This window comes from Pedobacter riviphilus, assembly GCF_014692875.1.
Taxonomy (GTDB): Bacteria; Bacteroidota; Bacteroidia; order Sphingobacteriales; family Sphingobacteriaceae; genus Pedobacter; species Pedobacter riviphilus.
Window position 1 is genome coordinate 5,650,640 of sequence record NZ_CP061171.1, and the last position, 18,514, is coordinate 5,669,153.

Consider the following 18,514-nt stretch of genomic DNA (forward strand, 5'->3'; position numbering starts at 1 on the left):
TTTAATATTGATTCATCATTATTAATTTTCCAAATAGGATCATCGTTCAAAAGGCCCTGAAATAAATTACCTCCGGTGAGCTCGCTTAAGGCTCGGTTTACTTCGTAGCTTTCCGCTCCGCTACAGGTCAGGTTGACAGTTCGGGTAGTATCAAGCTAATTCAATAATACTTCTACCTTATTCAGTAAAGAATCCATCTCAAATGGTTTTTCCATAAAATCATTCGCACCGGCATCAAGTGCAGATTGTCTGATGTCTCTGCTGGCTGAGATCATTAAAATAGGAATTTCCTTAAATTGAGGGTCGTTTTTAAGCTGTTTGCAGATATCCCTGCCATCATGTCCACTCATCCAGATATCTAGCATAATCAGGTCTGGCTTGTTTTTTACTGCATCTATAACTGCCCCGCCATCATATGTAAACTCAACATCATAACCCATCACTTCCAAAATCATCGTCACAGCATCAACAATTCCTTCGTCATCATCAGCGATGAGTATTTTCTTATTTCTCATTTTATAATTTTATTTCATATTGTTTTGTTTTCAGCCGATAAACGAGAAGATGATTAGGAGCGTATGAATGATTAATGCGGTAAAGATGCTTTTTGTTTTAAAAAAAATGAATATTTATTTAAAGTATTTTACCAATGGTTGCATCAATCCCTTTTATTACTGGATTTTATAGCGCAATGCCGAACTTATAAATTGAATGCGAAATGTATAATTTTAAAGCTTATAAAATATTTCGGACATTTATAGTTTATATTTACAGCGTTTATTCAAACTAATTGGGTTTAATAGCCAAAGATGGACAGTATTAATATTAAGAAGTTAGCAGAAGCATTAAATTTATCTACTTCTACAATTTCGAGGGCTTTTAGGGATAATAGTGACATTAATGGTGCTACCAAAGAGCGTATATTAGCCAAGGCGAAAGAATTAAACTATCAGCCCAACCATTATGCCAGTAATTTAAGGGAGCAAAAAAGCAAAACCATTGCGGTTATTGTGCCCGAACTGGCCAACAACTATTTTTCGCAGGCCATTCACGGTATTGAGCGGGTAGCCAGGGAAAACGGTTATCATATTCTGATTTACGTAACAGATGATGAATATAAAAAGGAAGTAACTTTCATTCGCCACTTACACAATGGTAGGGCCGATGGCATTATCATGTCGGTTTCCGGAGAAGCCAACGACCATAACTACCTTAATAAATTTGGCAGTAAAAGATTACCGCTGGTATTTTTCGACCGGATTTATGAAGATATTGATACGCCGAGGGTAATTACTAATGATTATAACAGCAGTTTTCTGGCTACAGAACATTTAATAGAGCAGGGCTGCAATAGAATTGCCTACCTAGTGGTTAATAAAAGTTTATCAATAGGTAAAACCCGTATGCAGGGCTATCTTGATGCATTGGCTAAACACCAGATTCCTTTTGAAGAAAACCTGGTGATAGATTGCAGCAACAGTTACGAAGAAAATAGCATTATCATTAAAGAGGCTTTAACGCAATTAAAGCCCGATGGTGTTTTTACCTCGGTAGAACGTTTGGCCTTTGCTACTTATTATGCTTGTTACGATCTCGAGATCAACATCCCAAAAGATTTAAAAGTGATCAGTTTTTCCAGTTTGGAAATTGCTCCCTTGTTAAATCCTTCACTCACCACCATTACCCAACCAGCCACCGAAATAGGAGAGGAAGCGGCTAAATTATTGTTTACTATTTTAGATAATCATGCCGATAAAAATCTGCCAAACGAGGTGGTTTTAGTGTCTAAAATTATCAAGCGGAATTCAACCGCAAATGGCTAAAAAAAGGCTCAAAAAACGGGCTTGTTTTTCGCCTGAAATTTTCAAAAAATTTCTTCACTTAGTGTAAAATACGCAGAATTTTGATCAATTTTCGGGAACGTTCCCGAAAGATGACCGAATTTTGATTCAATTTTTTCGGGAACGTTCCCGAAAAAAGCGTTAAAAATGGCTTAGTGTAATAATTACACTTTAAATTTAAATTTAACATTTTTAATATATTGATTATCAATTAATTAAAAAATTAACAATTATTTAATATAGATTTTTACATACGAGAAAAAGCTAATTTTTATGCTGATTTTCTTGCCGATATTTTAGCCCGAAATATATTTTTTAAATAAATTTTGAAATATCATTAACAGCTGTAAATTAGACCTGTGTGTAAATCACTATAATATTTAACCAAATTTTTATACTTAAACGAGCTTCAAATATGAGAGTATTTTACCTGTTAAAACAGGGGCTTTTGGTGCTGTTAGTTTTTTCAGCATTAATGGTAAAAGCACAAACCGGATCGGTATCTGGTAAAGTGCTTGATGAAACCGGCCTGCCATTACCTGGCGCTTCTGTAGTTGTAAAAGGAACAACAAGAAGTACATCAACCGATGCTGATGGTAATTATAAACTAGCAGGTTTATCGAATGGTTCGATAACACTGTCTGTAAGTTTTATCGGTTATCAAACCCTTGACAAAGCCGTAAGCATTTCAGGAAATGCTACTGTTAATTTTCAATTGGTGCCTGACGCACAAAAACTGAATGAGGTAGTGGTAATCGGTTATGGTACTGCAGAAAAGAAAAACTTAACCGGATCAATCACTACAGTAGGTGCTAAAGATTTTCAAAAAGGAACGATTACAACGCCTGAACAGTTAATTCAAGGTAAGGTAGCAGGGGTTAACATTATTAGCAGTAGCGGCCAGCCAGGGGTTGGTAGTCAGATCCGTATCCGTGGAGGGGCTTCTTTAAATGCCAGTAACGATCCTTTAATTGTTATAGACGGAGTGCCTTTCAGTGGAAAATCAATTGATAACGCACCTAGTCCCCTATCATTGATCAACCCGAATGATATAGAGACTTTTACCGTGTTGAAGGATGCAAATGCTACAGCAATTTATGGTTCGAGAGCATCCAATGGCGTAATCTTAATTACCACTAAAAAGGGGGGTACAGGTGCGCCTGTAATTAATTTCAGTACCAATAATTCTGTTGCAACCATTGCAAAAAAGGTAGATGTGCTCTCGGCAGATCAAATTCGTACTTTTGTAAATGCCAATCCAACCGCTGCCTATGATGCAGGCAAAACATTTGTTTCGCTTTTAGGAAAAGCAAATACTGATTGGCAAGATGAAATCTTTCAAAATGCCTTTGCTACTGATAATAATCTCAGTATTGCAGGTAAATTTCATGGGGTTCCCTATCGTGTATCTGCAGGTTACTTGGATCAGCAAGGTTTGTTAATTACCGATAAGTTTAACAGGGCTACAGGAGCCATTACGATTTCTCCAAAATTATTCACCGATCACTTAAAAATTGATTTAAGCCTGAAAGGGACATTAACCGAATCTCACTTTGCGAATGATAACAATAATGCCATTGCCAATGCGATCCAATTTGATCCAACGCAATCGGTTACCGCAAATAATCAATTTGGAAATTATTTCGAATGGCTAAGAGCGGATGGAACCTTAAATCCTAATGCACCAAGAAACCCGGTAGCGCAGATTATGTTAAGAAATAATAATGGAAACGCTGCCCGAAGCTTTGGAAATGTAAGATTCGACTATTCTTTCCATTTTTTACCAGAATTACATGCTAACTTAAATTTAGGTTACGACGTTTCTAAGGGAGCAGGACGTATTTTTGTTCCGGCATTTGCCGCTACAAGTTTTTCAACTAATGGATCTTCTACTCAATCGCTGAATACATCCAACAATAAAGTATCAGAGTTTTATTTAAACTATGCCAAAGATGTAACTAGCATCAGAAGCCGTTTTGACGTAACTGCTGGTTATGGTTATTATGATAATGCTAAAACAAACTATAGCTTTAACGAATATAGTGCAACAGGTGTGTTAAGAACAACACCTAAGTTTCCATTCTCTGTTGACCGTAACAAATTGTTATCCTACTACGGAAGGTTGGTTTACACTTTAGCCGATAAATATATCCTTTCGGGAACCATGCGTGCAGATGCATCATCAAGGTTTGCTGCCGAAAATCGTTGGGGTTATTTCCCTTCGGTTGGTTTTACCTGGAGAATTGCAGGCGAAAACTTCTTAAAGGAAAGTAAGGCTGTTTCTGATTTAAAACTGCGGTTAAGTTATGGTGAAACCGGTAATAAAGATGGGGATACCGTTGGCGATTATAGTTATTTGGCCAAATATTATTCCAATAGTAATACGGGCCAGTACCAGATTGGTGATACTTTTTACGATTATTATGCACCTTCTGCCTACGATCCGGATTTAAAATGGGAAACCACAACAACCTATAATGCTGGTTTAGATTATGGCTTTTTCAAAGGAAGAATCTACGGTGCGATAGACGTTTATTATAAAAAAACAAAAGATTTATTGGCTACTGTGAACATTCCTGTAGGAACAAACTTTAACAATAATCTGATTACCAATGTGGGTAATATGGATGTAAGAGGAGCGGAGTTTAGCTTGAATTTTGCAGCGATCAAAACAGAAAACATTTCATGGGATTTTGGTTTTAATGCCGCTTATAACAAAAGAAAGGTAACCAATTTAACCTTAAATCCTGATCCGGGAAGTAAGCAAGGCGCTGGTGATATTTCTGGTGGAACAGGGATTACCATTAAATACAATGCTGTAAATCAGCTTCCTGGTGCCTTCTTTGTTTACAAACAGGTATATAATAGTGCCGGAAAGCCACTGGAAGGCGTATATGAAGATTCAAATGGTGATGGTGTGGTTAACTCAAGTGATCAGTATTTTTATAAGTCGCCAGATCCTAAAATTACCTTGGGATTCAACACGGCCTTCAGTTATAAAAAATGGACAATTAGTACCGTATTGAGAGCTAACCTAGGCAATTATGTTTATGATAACGTTTCATCGAACTTTGGTATCAAAAACAATATTCTTAGTGCTGCGGGCTTAATTAACAATGCTGGTGTAGATTTCTTAAACACCAACTTCACAACAAGTCAGTATTTAAGTGATTACTACGTTAAAAATGCTTCATTCTTAAAAATGGATAACCTTGGCCTGGCTTACGATGCCGGGAAGTTATTTAAAAATAGCAACACCAATTTAAGAATTACGGCCAACTGCCAGAATGTGTTCGTAATCTCTAAATATAAAGGGATAGATCCTGAGTTAACAGATGGTATCGACTTTAAGTTATATCCAAGACCAAGGACATACACTTTAGGTTTAAATGTTGGTTTTTAATAAAGATAAAGAGAAATGAAAAATTCGTTTAAAATAATATTGGCAACCACAGTTTTATTACTTTCTTTAAATTCTTGTAAGAAAGATGCCTTAAATTTAAAGCCTACGAATGATGTAACTGCCGATGTGGTATATGCTACGCCTGCAGGATATAAACAAGAACTGGTAAAATTGTACGCTACCTATGCATTAACCAGTCCAACAGGGTCAGATAATAGTGATATTGGTGGTCTGAATGCCGGATTTGCAGATTTCTTCAGGTTATTCTGGACTTCCCAGGAGTTGGTAACCGATGAAGCGATTTGTGCCTGGGGAGATACAGGTATTCCTGAATTAGATTATGCTACCTGGAATACTGATAACCAATTTTTAAGAGGTTTATATTCTAAAAGTATTCTGCAAATCACCATTTGCAATGAGTTTCTTCGCGAAAGTACACCAGAGAAGCTGGCAAGTCGGAATATTACTGGTGCCGATGTTTCAGCTATTCAACGTTATCGTGCCGAAGCCCGTTTCTTAAGAGCATTTCAATATTGGGTTTTATTAGATGGTTTCGGAAATCCTCCTTTCGTGACAGAAGAGGATGCGATTGGCAAAACCAATCCTAAGCAAATTCAAAGAGCAGCTTTATTTGCTTATGTAGAATCAGAATTAAAAGCCATTGAAGGCGATTTGGCTGATCCTCGTACTAACGATTATGGCCGTGCAGATAAAGCCGCAGACTGGGCATTGTTAGCCAGATTATATTTGAATGCTCAGGTTTATACCGGAACAGCAAAATATACTGAAGCTATTACTTATTCGACTAAGGTTATCAACTCTGGTTATTCATTAAAAGCCAATTACAAAGATTTATTTTTGGCAGATAATAACTTAAATAATACAGAAAACATTTTAACCATCAATTACGATGGTGTAAGAGGAACAAACTACGGTGGAACTACCTTTTTAATTAATGCTGCAATTAATGCCGACATGAGCCCTGCATCATATGGAGTACCTTCAGGTGGTTGGGGTGGTAACAGAACCCGCCAGAACTTACCTGCATTATTTCCTGATCCTAATGGAACGGTAGATAAACGCGGTATATTTTTTGGCACAAAAAGCAATGTAGACGATATTGGTGTATTTACAGACGGATTAAGGGTAACCAAATTTAAAAACGTTACCTCTGGAGGAGTTACGCCCGCATCGTTAAACGGAACATTCAGTTCATTAGATTTTGCATTATTCCGTTTAGCAGAACAATACTTAATTTACGGTGAAGCCGTAATGCGTGGAGGCTCGGGCGGAAGTACTGCCCAAGCACTTACCTATGTGAATAACTTACGTCGCCGTGCTTATGGTAACAACAGTGGAGATGTAAGTACCCTATCGGTAGATTTCTTCTTAGACGAGCGTGCCCGTGAATTGTATTGGGAAGGGCACCGCCGTACCGATTTAATCCGTTATGGCAAATTTACCGGCGCCACTTATTTATGGCCATTTAAAGGTGGTATTAAAGCAGGAGCAAGTTTACCCGCTTACCGTAACTTATATCCAATTCCAACGGCAGATTTAATCGCTAATCCGAATTTGGTTCAAAACACAGGTTATTAATCTTAATATTTTATAAAGATGAAATCAATATTCTTTAAATCCTTAGCCTTTAGCTTTATCGCGCTATCGCTATGGTCATGCAAAAAAGACGAAACCCGTGCCATAGCCAATGCAGGTACCGGAGGTTCTTTAAAAAGTTCGGCTACGTCTGTGGTCTTAGACAAAAGCATGCTCACTACCAATGTGATTACTTTTACCTTAACCAATGCTAATTTTGGTTATCAGGCGGCTGTAACTAATACTTTGCAACTGTCTCCCAAAGGGGCAAACTTTGCAGCAGATAAAACAAAGGAAGTAATTATTGATGCGAATGTGACCACTAAAAGTTACAATGGATTGGATTTTAATAATCTACTGCTTTCTTTAAATTTATCTACTGCTGTAAATTCTGATGTAGAAATCAGGGTAAAAGCAGCCATCTCTAATGCGGTAGCTCCGGTTTACAGCAATGTGGTTTCTATAAGTGCAAAGCCATTCCCTTTAACTTCATGGGTATACGTGCCCGGAGCATATCAGGGATGGAATCCGGCAACAGCCGATAGCTTAGTTTCTATCACCGGAAATGGTATTTATACCGGAATTATTAAGTTCGATGGTGGTAATTTTAAAGTTACTCCAGCCAAGAAATGGGATCTGGCTTATGGCGATGCCGGAGGTGGTAAACTCAGCACTTCAGGTGGCGATATCAGTTCCGTTTCGGCAGGCTTTAAACTGCTAACTGTCGATCTTAATACAAATGTCTACACCATTGCCAATGCAGATTACTGGTCAATTATTGGTAATGCAATTCCTGGAAGTAACTGGTCTGTTGATACCGACCTTAGTCCGGTAAACGATGGCAAAAATACATGGATTGGAACAGTTGCTTTAACTCCTGGCGCCTTTAAGTTCAGAAGAAATCACGATTGGGGAACCAATATTGGTGATAATGGTGCAGATATTAATGTTACTGTCGCTGGTACATATAAGCTAACCTTAACACTTAATGCCGATGGTAAAACAGGTGCTTACACCATGGTTAAAATTTAATCATTAACTAAACTATTCCTGTAGGGATCTTTTGATCTCTACAGGATTTTTAAAAACATCAAAAAGTTTTAGCATGATAAAATCTCCTGCCCCTGCTACGTTTCTTTCCGTTATTCATTCTCCTTTTAATGCTCAAACTAAAATCCACGTAAATGCGCGGGGATTAAAAAAAATGCTGGTTATCATTACTGTACTGCTTAGCAGTATCAATCTCTTTGCCCAAAAATTAGAACGTATCGAACCGATGTTCTGGTACACAGGGATGCACAATCCTAAGTTGCAATTGCTGGTTCATGGCGAAAATATTGCTTCAAGCTCGGTTTCATTAACTTATCCAGGCGTAAAACTCGTAAAGATTAATAAAGTTGAAAACCCGAATTATTTATTTCTCGATTTAACACTTGCTGCTACAGTAAAATCCGGAAGTTTCCCAATTAATTTTTCTGTAAATGGCAAAAAGATATTCAGTTACACTTACGAATTAAAAAACCGCGATAAAAGTGCGGGCAGAATTCAGGGTGTAACCAACAAAGATTTTATTTATTTGCTTATGCCCGATCGTTTTTCGAACGGTGATAAAAGCAACGATGTGGTTCAGGGTTTAACCGAAACTGCATTAAACCGCGATAGTATGTACTACCGTCATGGTGGAGATATACAAGGTGTAATTAACCACCTCGATTACCTGAAGGATTTAGGCGTAACTACCGTTTGGATGACACCAGAGGTAGAAAACGATATGCCACAGGCTTCTTACCATGGCTACGCGGTAACCGATCACTATAAAATAGACCCGCGGTATGGAACAAATGCACTTTACAAAAAGTATGTAGAGATTGCCCATGCCAAAGGATTAAAAGTGATTAAAGATATTGTACACAACCACATTGGTACCCAGCACTGGTTTTATAAAGATTTGCCCATGAAAAGCTGGTTAAACCAATGGCCAAAATATACGCAAACGAGTTACCGCGATCAGACCGTGATGGATATCCACGCTTCTGCTGCCGACCGCAAACAGATGTTAGATGGTTGGTTTGTGCCTTCAATGCCCGATTTAAACCAAACCAATCCATACGTGCAGAATTACCTGACCCAAAATCACATCTGGTGGATCGAATACGCTGGTATTGATGGTTTACGTTTGGATACTTATGGATATAACGATCCGGTTTATATGGCCGATTGGGCTTTAAAAGTTCAGGCAGAATTTCCACATTTATCAGTTTTTGGCGAAACATTGGTAACCGCAGTGGCGAACCAGGCTTTTTTTACTGGTGGCAATACGGTTAACCGCGGTTTTGATACCCATTTGCAAGGCATTACCGATGCTACTTTAAAAGATGCGATTTACGAAGGAATAAATGGCAAAAATGGTTGGGTAGAGGGAATTAATCGGTTATATGCCACCTTAGCGCACGATTTTCTTTATAAAAATCCAAATACCAACTGCATCTTTTTAGATAACCATGATATGAGCCGCTTCTACTCTATGGTTGGCGAAGATTTCGATAAATATAAAATGGGAATGAGCATCCTGTTAACCATGCGCGGCATTCCTGAAATGTATTATGGAACAGAAATTTTAATGAAAAACTTTTCCAATCCAGATGGACTGATCCGTTCTGATTTTCCAGGTGGTTGGGAGGGCGACAAAAAAGATAAATTTATTGCCGATGGACGCACCAACAAAGAGAATGAGGCTTTTAATTTTGTTAAAACCTTAGCCAATTTCCGCAAAAGCAGTGCTGCACTACAAACCGGTAAATTGATGCAGTTTGTGCCGCAAGATGATATTTATGTTTATTTCCGCTACAATACAGAACCAAAAGGCACCGTAATGGTTATTGTAAACAACACTGAAAAAGAAAAAACACTAAATACCGACCGTTTTGCCGAAAGAACAACAGGAATTACAACTGCTAAAAATGTAATTACGGGTGAAACGATTACTTTTTCTAACATTAAAATATCAGCTAAAACAACACTGGTGCTGGAGTTAAGGTAGTAAAGAGAAAAATAGAAAGACTAAAGCTGCGGGAGTCTTGATACTTGATTCCCGCGACTTGATACTAAAATATATGACGAAGATGCAAGATAATACTCATTCAGAACCTTCTACCTTCAACCTTACGCCTTCTGCCTCAATAAAGGCCTGTCTCTTCGATTTAGACGGTGTACTTGTAGATACTGCAGTTTATCATTATAAAGCCTGGAAACGCTTGGCCAATACCATGGGTTTCGATTTTACAGAAGAACAGAACGAACAGTTGAAAGGCGTTAGTCGCGTAGAAAGTTTAAATAAGATTCTCGCCTGGGGTGGAGTAGATAAAACCGATGCCGAAAAAGAAGAGCTTGCTGGTTTAAAAAACAGCTGGTATGTAGAGATGATTACTAAAATGACACCGGCCGAAGTTTTACCGGGAACGGTTGATTTCTTGACAGCAATTCACAAAGCCGGTTACAAATTGGCCTTGGGCTCGGCAAGTAAAAACTCGGGAATTATTTTAGAAAAAACTGATCTTGCTCATTTCTTCGACGAAATAGTTGATGGAAACATGGTCACCAAATCAAAACCCGAGCCTGAAGTATTTTTAAAAGGAGCCGAACTTTTAGGTTTTGCACCTAATGAATGTGTGGTTTTTGAAGATGCTGTTGCTGGTGTAGAAGCCGCAAAAAGAGGTGGCATGAAAGCCATCGGTATAGGCGAAAAAAGCGTGCTTAGCCAGGCAGATGTGGTAGTAAGCGGATTAGACAAATTAACAGTTAAAGACCTAGAAGAGTTGTAAAAGAGTAGCTATTATCAAGTAGTAAGTATCAAAAAGTAAATTTATCTTGATACGCGATACTAATTACTTGATACTAGTTACTCGCTACTTGATACTAAATATGAAAAATTACATTAAAGCAGATGAGTGGAATATTATCGAAGAAGGCTTTGATCCACATTTAAATAAAATTTCAGAAAGTATTTTCAGTTTGGGTAATGGCCGTATGGGTCAGCGCGCCAATTTCGAAGAAACTTATACCGGAGAAACCCTACTAGGGAATTACGTTGCAGGTGTTTATTATCCAGATAAAACCCGTGTGGGATGGTGGAAAAACGGGTATCCGGAATATTTCGCAAAAGTATTGAATGCTGCAAATTGGGTAGGTATTGAAGTAAAGCTAGACGATGAAATTCTTGATTTAGCAACAGCGGAGGTAAGTGATTTTAAACGTGTGCTGAACATGCACGCAGGATATTTAGAGCGGACCTTTACGGCGAAATTAAAAAGCGGTAAAACCCTAAAAGTTAAATCAACCCGTTTTTGCAGCATCGCTGATGATGAAGTTGGTGCCATCCGTTATAGTATTACGCCATTAAATTTCGATGGTAGATTAACATTAATGCCTTTTATTGATGGCGATGTTAAAAATCAGGACAGCAACTACGACGAAAAATTCTGGGATAAAATTGCAGATGAAATTTCTGGAATGGAAGCTTACCTTAAACTAAGGACAAAGAAAACAGCGTTTGAAGTTTGTACAGGGAGTAATATCGAACTGTATAAAAATGCGGAGAAATTAAATATCAGCCCGGATGCAGTTCGAAAAGAGAAATTTGTTGGACAAACTTTTTCTCTTGATGTTAAAGCACATGAAGAGATCACTTTGGTTAAAATCGCAGCGAATTTATCTTCAGAAAATTACCCAAAAGAATCACTTTTAAAAGAAACAAAATCGGTAATTGCGAAAGCATCTGGCAAAGGTTTCGATACTTTATTAAAAGAGCAAACTGAAGCCTGGGCAAGCAAGTGGGAAGAAAGCGACATCATTATCGAAGGTGATGTTTCGGCTCAACAGGCTATCCGCTTTAATATTTTTCAGCTTTTTCAAACCTATACCGGTAAAGATGACCGATTGAACATTGGTCCGAAAGGTTTTACGGGCGAAAAATATGGCGGATCAACTTATTGGGATACTGAGGCTTATTGCGTGCCGTTTTATCTGGCAACTGCTCCGCAGGAAGTAAGTAAAAACCTGTTGGTGTATCGCCATAAACAATTGGGTAAAGCAATCGAAAACGCTGCGAAACTAGGTTTTTCAGCTGGTGCAGCGTTGTATCCCATGGTAACGATGAACGGTGAAGAATGCCATAACGAGTGGGAAATTACTTTCGAAGAAATCCACCGTAATGGCGCCATTGCCTTTGCCATTTTTAATTATATCCGTTATACTGGAGATGAAAGTTATCTTTCTGATTTCGGTTTAGAGGTATTGATCGGCATTGCCCGTTTCTGGAAACAACGGGTAAACTGGAGCAACGATAAGCAGCAATACGTAATGCTTGGAGTAACGGGGCCAAATGAATACGAAAATAACGTAAATAACAATTGGTACACGAATATTCTGGCTACATGGTGTATGAAATATGCAACCGAAGCAGCCAAAATTGTAAAAATACAGCGGCCTGAAAAATACCATAGTCTGTTAAAAAGCTTAAATTTCGATCAAAAGGAATTTACTGATTGGGCCGATATCATCGAGAAAATGTATTATCCGCAAGATGAAAAAATGGGCATTTTCTTACAACAGGATGGATATCTAGATAAGGAACAAACTTTAGTAAAAGATCTGCCTGCAAGCGAAAGACCGATTAACCAAAAATGGAGCTGGGACAGGATTTTACGTTCGTGTTTTATTAAGCAAGCCGATGTTTTACAAGGTTTATATTTCTTTGAAGAAAATTACGATCTGGATACATTAAAACGCAACTTCGATTTTTATGAGCCTCGTACTGTACACGAAAGTTCATTGTCGCCTTGTGTACATAGTATTTTGGCCGCTAAATTAAACGACGAGGCCCGTGCTTACGAATTTTATTTGCGTACTGCCCGTTTAGACTTGGATGATTATAACAACGATACCGAAGATGGTTTGCACATCACTTCTATGGCCGGCACCTGGATGAGCGTGGTAGAAGGCTTTGCAGGTATGCGTGTACGCGATGGTAAATTGCAGTTTAATCCTTTCTTGCCAGGCAAATGGAAATCTTTTTCATTTACCATCGGCTTCAGGGGAGCTACCTTAAAGGTTAATATTACCGAAAGCGGTATCAGTATTAAAAACAATGCAGCCATTGATTTAGAAATCGGTATCAGAAACCAGCTTTATAAATTGGCCGGAAATACCGAAATTGAAGTAAATAATGCAGAGTTGGTATGATTGTGGAAGTAAAATGTGAAATGGAAAACGGATGGAGATTTGCCTCAACTGATCGTCATTGCGAGGAACGAAGCAATCTTAATGCAGTAGCCTATATTTTGGCAATTTTCTGTTTACTTATTTCATTATCATCTTTTGCACAAAAACAGCGTACAAAAATGAACGATAAACAGATCGTTATTTATCAGTTATTGCCCCGCTTATTTGGGAATAAAAATACAACTAATGCCCCTTACGGAACCATCGAACAAAATGGTTCCGGTAAGTTTAACGATATTACCGAAAAAGCTTTAGATGGCATAAAAGAACTCCATGTAAATTATGTTTGGTATACGGGTGTACTTGCCCATGCGAGCTTAACCGATTATGCTGCCTATGGAATTAAACCTGATGATGCCGATGTGGTAAAGGGTAGAGCGGGTTCACCTTATGCCATCCGCGATTATTACGATGTAGATCCCGATCTGGCTGTTGATGTTAAAAACAGAATGAAAGAGTTTGAAGCACTTGTGAAAAGAACACATGCTAAAAACTTAAAAGTGCTGATCGATTTTGTTCCCAATCATGTTGCCAGAAGCTATCATTCTTATGCAAAACCAAAAAATGCATTCGATTTTGGTGCCAAAGACGATGTGAGCAAAGCTTTTAGTCCTAAAAATGATTTTTATTACATTCCAGGGCAACATTTTGTGGTTCCAGCCGGTGGACAAAAAACGCCACTTTCGACAATTCAGGATGATCAGTTTAATGAAACCCCTGCTAAGGCTACAGGGAATAATGTTTTCTCCGCCACTCCTAAGTACGACGATTGGTACGAAACCATTAAGTTGAATTATGGTGTAGATTATCAGAGCGGTGAAAAACAATATTTTGATCCCATTCCACCGGTTTGGCTAAAAATGTGTGATATTTTAACCTACTGGACCAATAAAGGGGTAGATGGCTTTAGATGTGATATGGCCGAAATGGTGCCTATTGCTTTTTGGAACTGGGTCATTCCACAGGTTAAAAAAGTGAATCCTGATTTAATTTTTATCGGAGAAGCCTACAACCCAAAAGTTTACAAGCAATATTTAGATGAAGGCAAATTCGATTACCTCTATGATAAAGTGGGTTTATACGATGGACTTAAAAAACTGGTCAGAAATGAACCAACTGCAGATGTAGCAGCGATTAAACATGCGTGGCAGGTAGAGTGTGCGGGTTTTGGCAATCGCATGTTGCGCTTTTTAGAAAATCACGATGAGGAGCGCATTGCATCGGCCGGATTTGCGGGCAGTGCTGAACTGGCTTTACCGGCCATGGTTGTTTCGGCAACATTGGGCTCAGGTCCGGTGATGCTTTATTTTGGTCAGGAAGTTGGCGAGCCGGGAAAAGGACGAGAAGGATTTGGTGGCGACGACAACAGAACCACTATCTTCGATTATTGGGGTGTTCCAAGCCATCAGAAATGGATGAATAATGGTGCTTTTGACGGTAAACAATTAACTGAAAATGAACAGAAACTACGTGCTTATTATCAACAGTTATTAAAAGTTACTTCAACAAGCGATGCGGTAATAAATGGTGAGATTTATGAGGTGCCCGCTGCTGGGAATATGAATAAGCGTATGTATGCTTTTATCCGTTACTCTGGCAAACAACGTTTATTGGTAGTGGCCAATTTTGATCGGACACAAACCTTAACCGCCAATATCGAAATCCCTGATCAGATTTTGAAAGTTAAACATTCATCTCCGGTTACGGATCTGTTAACAGACAGAAAATTAAATATCCCGGCAGGAACAAGTATACCCGTAACCCTTACACCCGTTAGCGCACAGGTGATTGAATTTTAAGATAAAAAAATGAATTAACCGCAATGAACGCCAAGTGCTTCGCAAAGTAAGCAGAGATCTGATTTCAATTTCCGCTTTGCGCCTCTTTGCTTCTTCGCTCTGTGCCCTTTGCGGTTAAAAACTAAACCAAATAAAATGAGCTTAAAAACAGTATTCGAGAACCCGAAATTAACACTCGTACAGATTATCAACATGAGCGTTGGTTTTTTTGGTATCCAGTTCGGTTGGGATTTACAGCGTGCCAACATGGGCCGCATTTACGAAAACCTTGGTGCCAATCCAGATCAGGTTCCATTATTGTTTTTGGCCGCGCCCTTAACGGGTTTATTGGTACAACCAATCATTGGTTACCTGAGCGATCGTACCTGGCATCCAAAATGGGGCAGAAGAAGGCCTTATTTTATGATTGGTGCCATTGTGAGCAGTATAGCGCTGATTTTTATGCCACATAGCAGTGCTTTATGGATGGCTGCGGGATTACTCTGGATTTTAGATGTTTTTGGCAACATTGCAATGGAACCTTTCCGCGCTTTTGTTACCGATAAATTACCCGATAGCCAGGTTAACCGGGGGTTTATTATGCAGAGTATGATGATTGGTTTAGGTGGGAGTGTGGCCTCGGCCTTACCGTGGATTATGAACAATGTATTCCACTTAACCAATACCGCAGAACAAGGAAGTATTCCAGAAAACGTAAAATTTTCTTTTTACATAGGTGCTTTTTTCTTCTTCGCCGCGGTGTTATGGACGGTTTTTACCACTAAAGAATATCCACCTCAGGATGTAGATTTTAAAGAAAAAGTAAAAGAAAGCAATAAAGGTTTTGGCGGTGGTGCAAGGGAAATTTTTTCTGCCTTGAAGAATATGCCTAAAAGAATGCAGATTGTTTCTTTGGTTCAGTTTTTTACCTGGCCAGGTTTGTTTTTAATGTGGTTCTATTATACTACGGCTGTTGCTGTTAATGTTTTTGGTGGTAAAGATGCTGCTGATCCGGTTTATGCACAGGGAGCAGATTTTGGTAGCTTAACACTCGCTTATTACAGCGTAATTACTTTTCTATTTGCACTGGTGTTACCAAAAATTGCCGATACCTTGGGACGCAAAACCACACATGCCCTTTGTTTAACCTGTGGCGCCATTGGTTTGATCAGCGTGGCCTGGGTGCATGATAAAAACATGTTGTATCTGTGTATGACGGGCGTAGGTATTGCCTGGGCAAGTATCCTTTCTATGCCATACGCCATGTTAAGCGGATCTTTACCCAAAGATAAAATCGGAATTTACATGGGCATTTTCAACTTTTTTATTGTATTGCCAGAGATTATTGCCTCCTTAGGCTTTGGTTGGTTAATGCGTAATGTACTCCATAACGATAGGCTTTTGGCAGTTCAACTGGGCGGAGGCTTAATGATTTTAGCTGCTGTAATCTGTTATGTATTTATCCGCGAACCAAAGAAAACTGACGAAGTCTTGGCTTCAAAGCTTGGAGTAGAAGAAAATAGATCTGTATAAACCATTCCTTGGTCTGTGTCCCCACAGACCAATAAGATATAAATAGGTCAATATAAGATATCAAATAGATCAGTTTAATAAATCCATAGTTATTCCATGGTCTGTGTCCCCACAGACCACCAACATTTCGGTTTGTGGGGACACAAACCGAGGAGATAAACTGTGCCTGTAAATCATAAATCCCTAGCCAAATGAAAAAAATAATTTATCTATTGCTATTGATAGTAGCGTTTAATAGCGCCTGTAAAAAAGCATCTACAGATGGTGGCATAGAGCCAACGCCAACCAATCAAACAGCAGCTTTACCTGCCGGAGCCAAAGATGGAGCGGTATTTATCAATAACGGAACATCGGCTATTGTAACACTTTATGCACCCGGTAAAAAATCGGTATCGTTGATCGGTGAATTTAACGATTGGTCAACCACGACCTTACCCATGAAAAATACACCAGATGGAAATTATTGGTGGATTCAGATAGATAACTTAAACCCAAATACAGAATATGCCTATCAGTTTTATGTAGATGGAAACTTAAAAGTTGCCGATCCTTATTGCGAAAAAGTACTCGATCCTGATAATGATAAATACATTACTGCAGCAACGTATCCAAATTTAAAAGTCTATCCAACAGGTAAAACAACAGGAATTGTAAGTGTAATGCAAGCTAATCAGCCACTTTATACTTGGAAAAATGCCAGCTTTTCCCGTCCCACTAAAGATAACCTGGTCATTTACGAATTGCTCATCCGCGATTTTACCGCCGATCATAATTATGCATCAACCTTGGCCAAACTCGATTATTTAACGGGTTTGGGCATAAACGCAATTGAGTTAATGCCGATAAACGAATTTGAAGGTAATTTAAGCTGGGGCTACAATCCGTCGTTTTATTTTGCACCCGATAAATATTATGGTACCAAAACGGCTTTGCAAAACTTTATTGACGAATGCCATGGCCGCGGCATTGCCGTAATTATGGATATGGTATTAAATCATTCTTTTGGCCAATCGCCTATGGTGCAATTGTATTTCGATGGCTCAAAACCTACTGCAAATAGTCCGTGGTTTAATGTTGATGCCAAACATCCTTTTAATGTGGGTTACGATTTTAACCATGAAAGCCAAGCCACCAAAAAATTCTCGAAAGATGTAATGAAATTTTGGATGCAGCAATACAAAATTGATGGCTTCCGTTTCGACCTTTCCAAAGGGTTTACCCAGAAATCGTCGACCGATGATGCACAGTTTAGACTTTATGATGCAAGCCGCATTGCGATCTGGAAAGATTATAATGGTTATATCAAGAGTATTGATCCTAATTTTTACGTGATTTTAGAACACTTTGCCGAAGAATCGGAAGAAAAAGTTTTGGCCGATGATGGTATGATGCTTTGGAACAACATGAATTACAATATGAACGAGGCAACCATGGGTTGGTTAGATAATTCTAATTTTCAATGGGGTTTTTATGCCAATCATGGGTTTGCCAAGTCAGAGAACTTGGTTGGATATAGCGAAAGTCACGACGAGGAGCGGTTAAACTTTAAGAATATTACCTATGGAAATGCTTCAGGTAGTTATGTAATTAAAGGAAATTTAGCCACCTCATTAAAAAGGGAAGAATTGGTAGCTGCATTTTTATTTAGTATCCCTGGTCCGAAAATGATCTGGCAGTTTGGCGAGCTTGGTTACGATATCAACATCGATTTTAATGGAAGAACGGGTGAAAAACCGATTAAATGGGATTATTATACAGATCCTAACCGTAAAGCTTTGTACGATGCTTATGCCAGATTGATCAGGCTGAAAAAGAACAACAGTATTTTTAATTCAACAAACTCCACCTATAGTCTTGCCGGAGGAGTCAAATACATTAAATTAATAGAAGGAGCAAATACGGTTGTAGTAGTAGGCAATTTTGATGTAGTAAATCAAACCGCTAATATCGATTTCGGATCGGCCGGTGCCTGGGTTGATGCGATAGGAAGCAGCATTAACCTTTCATCAAATAGCTATAACAGAACTTTAGCACCGGGAGAATATCACATTTTTAGTAAGGCAGCTTTAAAGTAAAAATCTGTA

General features: G+C 38.6%; 11 protein-coding genes. 10 read left to right on the forward strand and 1 reads right to left on the reverse strand.

Going from position 1 to position 18,514, the window contains the following annotated elements:
* Positions 1-155 precede the first annotated feature (155 nt).
* Positions 156-515 carry a response regulator gene (locus H9N25_RS23450; RefSeq protein WP_167296462.1) on the reverse strand — a complete coding sequence of 120 codons (360 nt, stop codon included), beginning with the start codon at positions 513-515 and terminating at the stop codon, positions 156-158.
* Positions 516-809: 294 nt separating this feature from the next.
* On the opposite strand from H9N25_RS23450, the gene H9N25_RS23455 reads away from it, so the two are divergent.
* From H9N25_RS23455 to H9N25_RS23500, 10 genes are all read left to right on the forward strand, one after another.
* Entirely contained in the window at positions 810-1,823 is a 1,014-nt protein-coding gene (locus H9N25_RS23455; protein WP_190327419.1) for a LacI family DNA-binding transcriptional regulator, read from the forward strand.
* Positions 1,824-2,256: 433 nt separating this feature from the next.
* Positions 2,257-5,244, forward strand: a complete 2,988-nt coding sequence (locus H9N25_RS23460) for a SusC/RagA family TonB-linked outer membrane protein (RefSeq protein WP_190327420.1) — start codon at positions 2,257-2,259, stop codon at positions 5,242-5,244.
* A 15-nt stretch (positions 5,245-5,259) separates the two neighbouring features.
* Positions 5,260-6,843 (forward strand): RagB/SusD family nutrient uptake outer membrane protein, encoded by a 1,584-nt coding sequence (locus H9N25_RS23465; protein ID WP_190327421.1) that lies wholly within the window; start codon positions 5,260-5,262, stop codon positions 6,841-6,843.
* 18 nt (positions 6,844-6,861) lie between these two features.
* Positions 6,862-7,872, forward strand: coding sequence for a SusE domain-containing protein (locus tag H9N25_RS23470; protein WP_167296466.1), 1,011 nt, complete (start codon positions 6,862-6,864; stop codon positions 7,870-7,872).
* A 73-nt stretch (positions 7,873-7,945) separates the two neighbouring features.
* On the forward strand, positions 7,946-9,880 hold the full coding sequence (locus tag H9N25_RS23475) for a glycoside hydrolase family 13 protein (protein WP_190327422.1): 1,935 nt from the start codon (positions 7,946-7,948) through the stop codon (positions 9,878-9,880).
* Positions 9,881-9,953: 73 nt separating this feature from the next.
* Positions 9,954-10,661 carry a beta-phosphoglucomutase gene (gene pgmB, locus H9N25_RS23480; protein ID WP_223833501.1) on the forward strand — a complete coding sequence of 236 codons (708 nt, stop codon included), beginning with the start codon at positions 9,954-9,956 and terminating at the stop codon, positions 10,659-10,661.
* Positions 10,662-10,761: 100 nt separating this feature from the next.
* A complete protein-coding gene (locus H9N25_RS23485) occupies positions 10,762-13,080 on the forward strand; it encodes a glycoside hydrolase family 65 protein (RefSeq protein ID WP_190327423.1) in 2,319 nt (772 codons plus the stop codon).
* Complete coding sequence (locus H9N25_RS23490; RefSeq protein WP_190327424.1) at positions 13,077-14,918, forward strand: alpha-amylase family protein; 1,842 nt, start codon at positions 13,077-13,079, stop codon at positions 14,916-14,918. Before H9N25_RS23485 ends, H9N25_RS23490 begins: the two co-directional genes overlap by 4 nt.
* A 135-nt stretch (positions 14,919-15,053) precedes the next feature.
* Entirely contained in the window at positions 15,054-16,430 is a 1,377-nt protein-coding gene (locus tag H9N25_RS23495) for an MFS transporter (protein WP_190327425.1), read from the forward strand.
* Positions 16,431-16,621: 191 nt separating this feature from the next.
* Positions 16,622-18,505 carry an alpha-amylase family glycosyl hydrolase gene (locus H9N25_RS23500; protein WP_190327426.1) on the forward strand — a complete coding sequence of 628 codons (1,884 nt, stop codon included), beginning with the start codon at positions 16,622-16,624 and terminating at the stop codon, positions 18,503-18,505.
* Positions 18,506-18,514 lie beyond the last annotated feature (9 nt).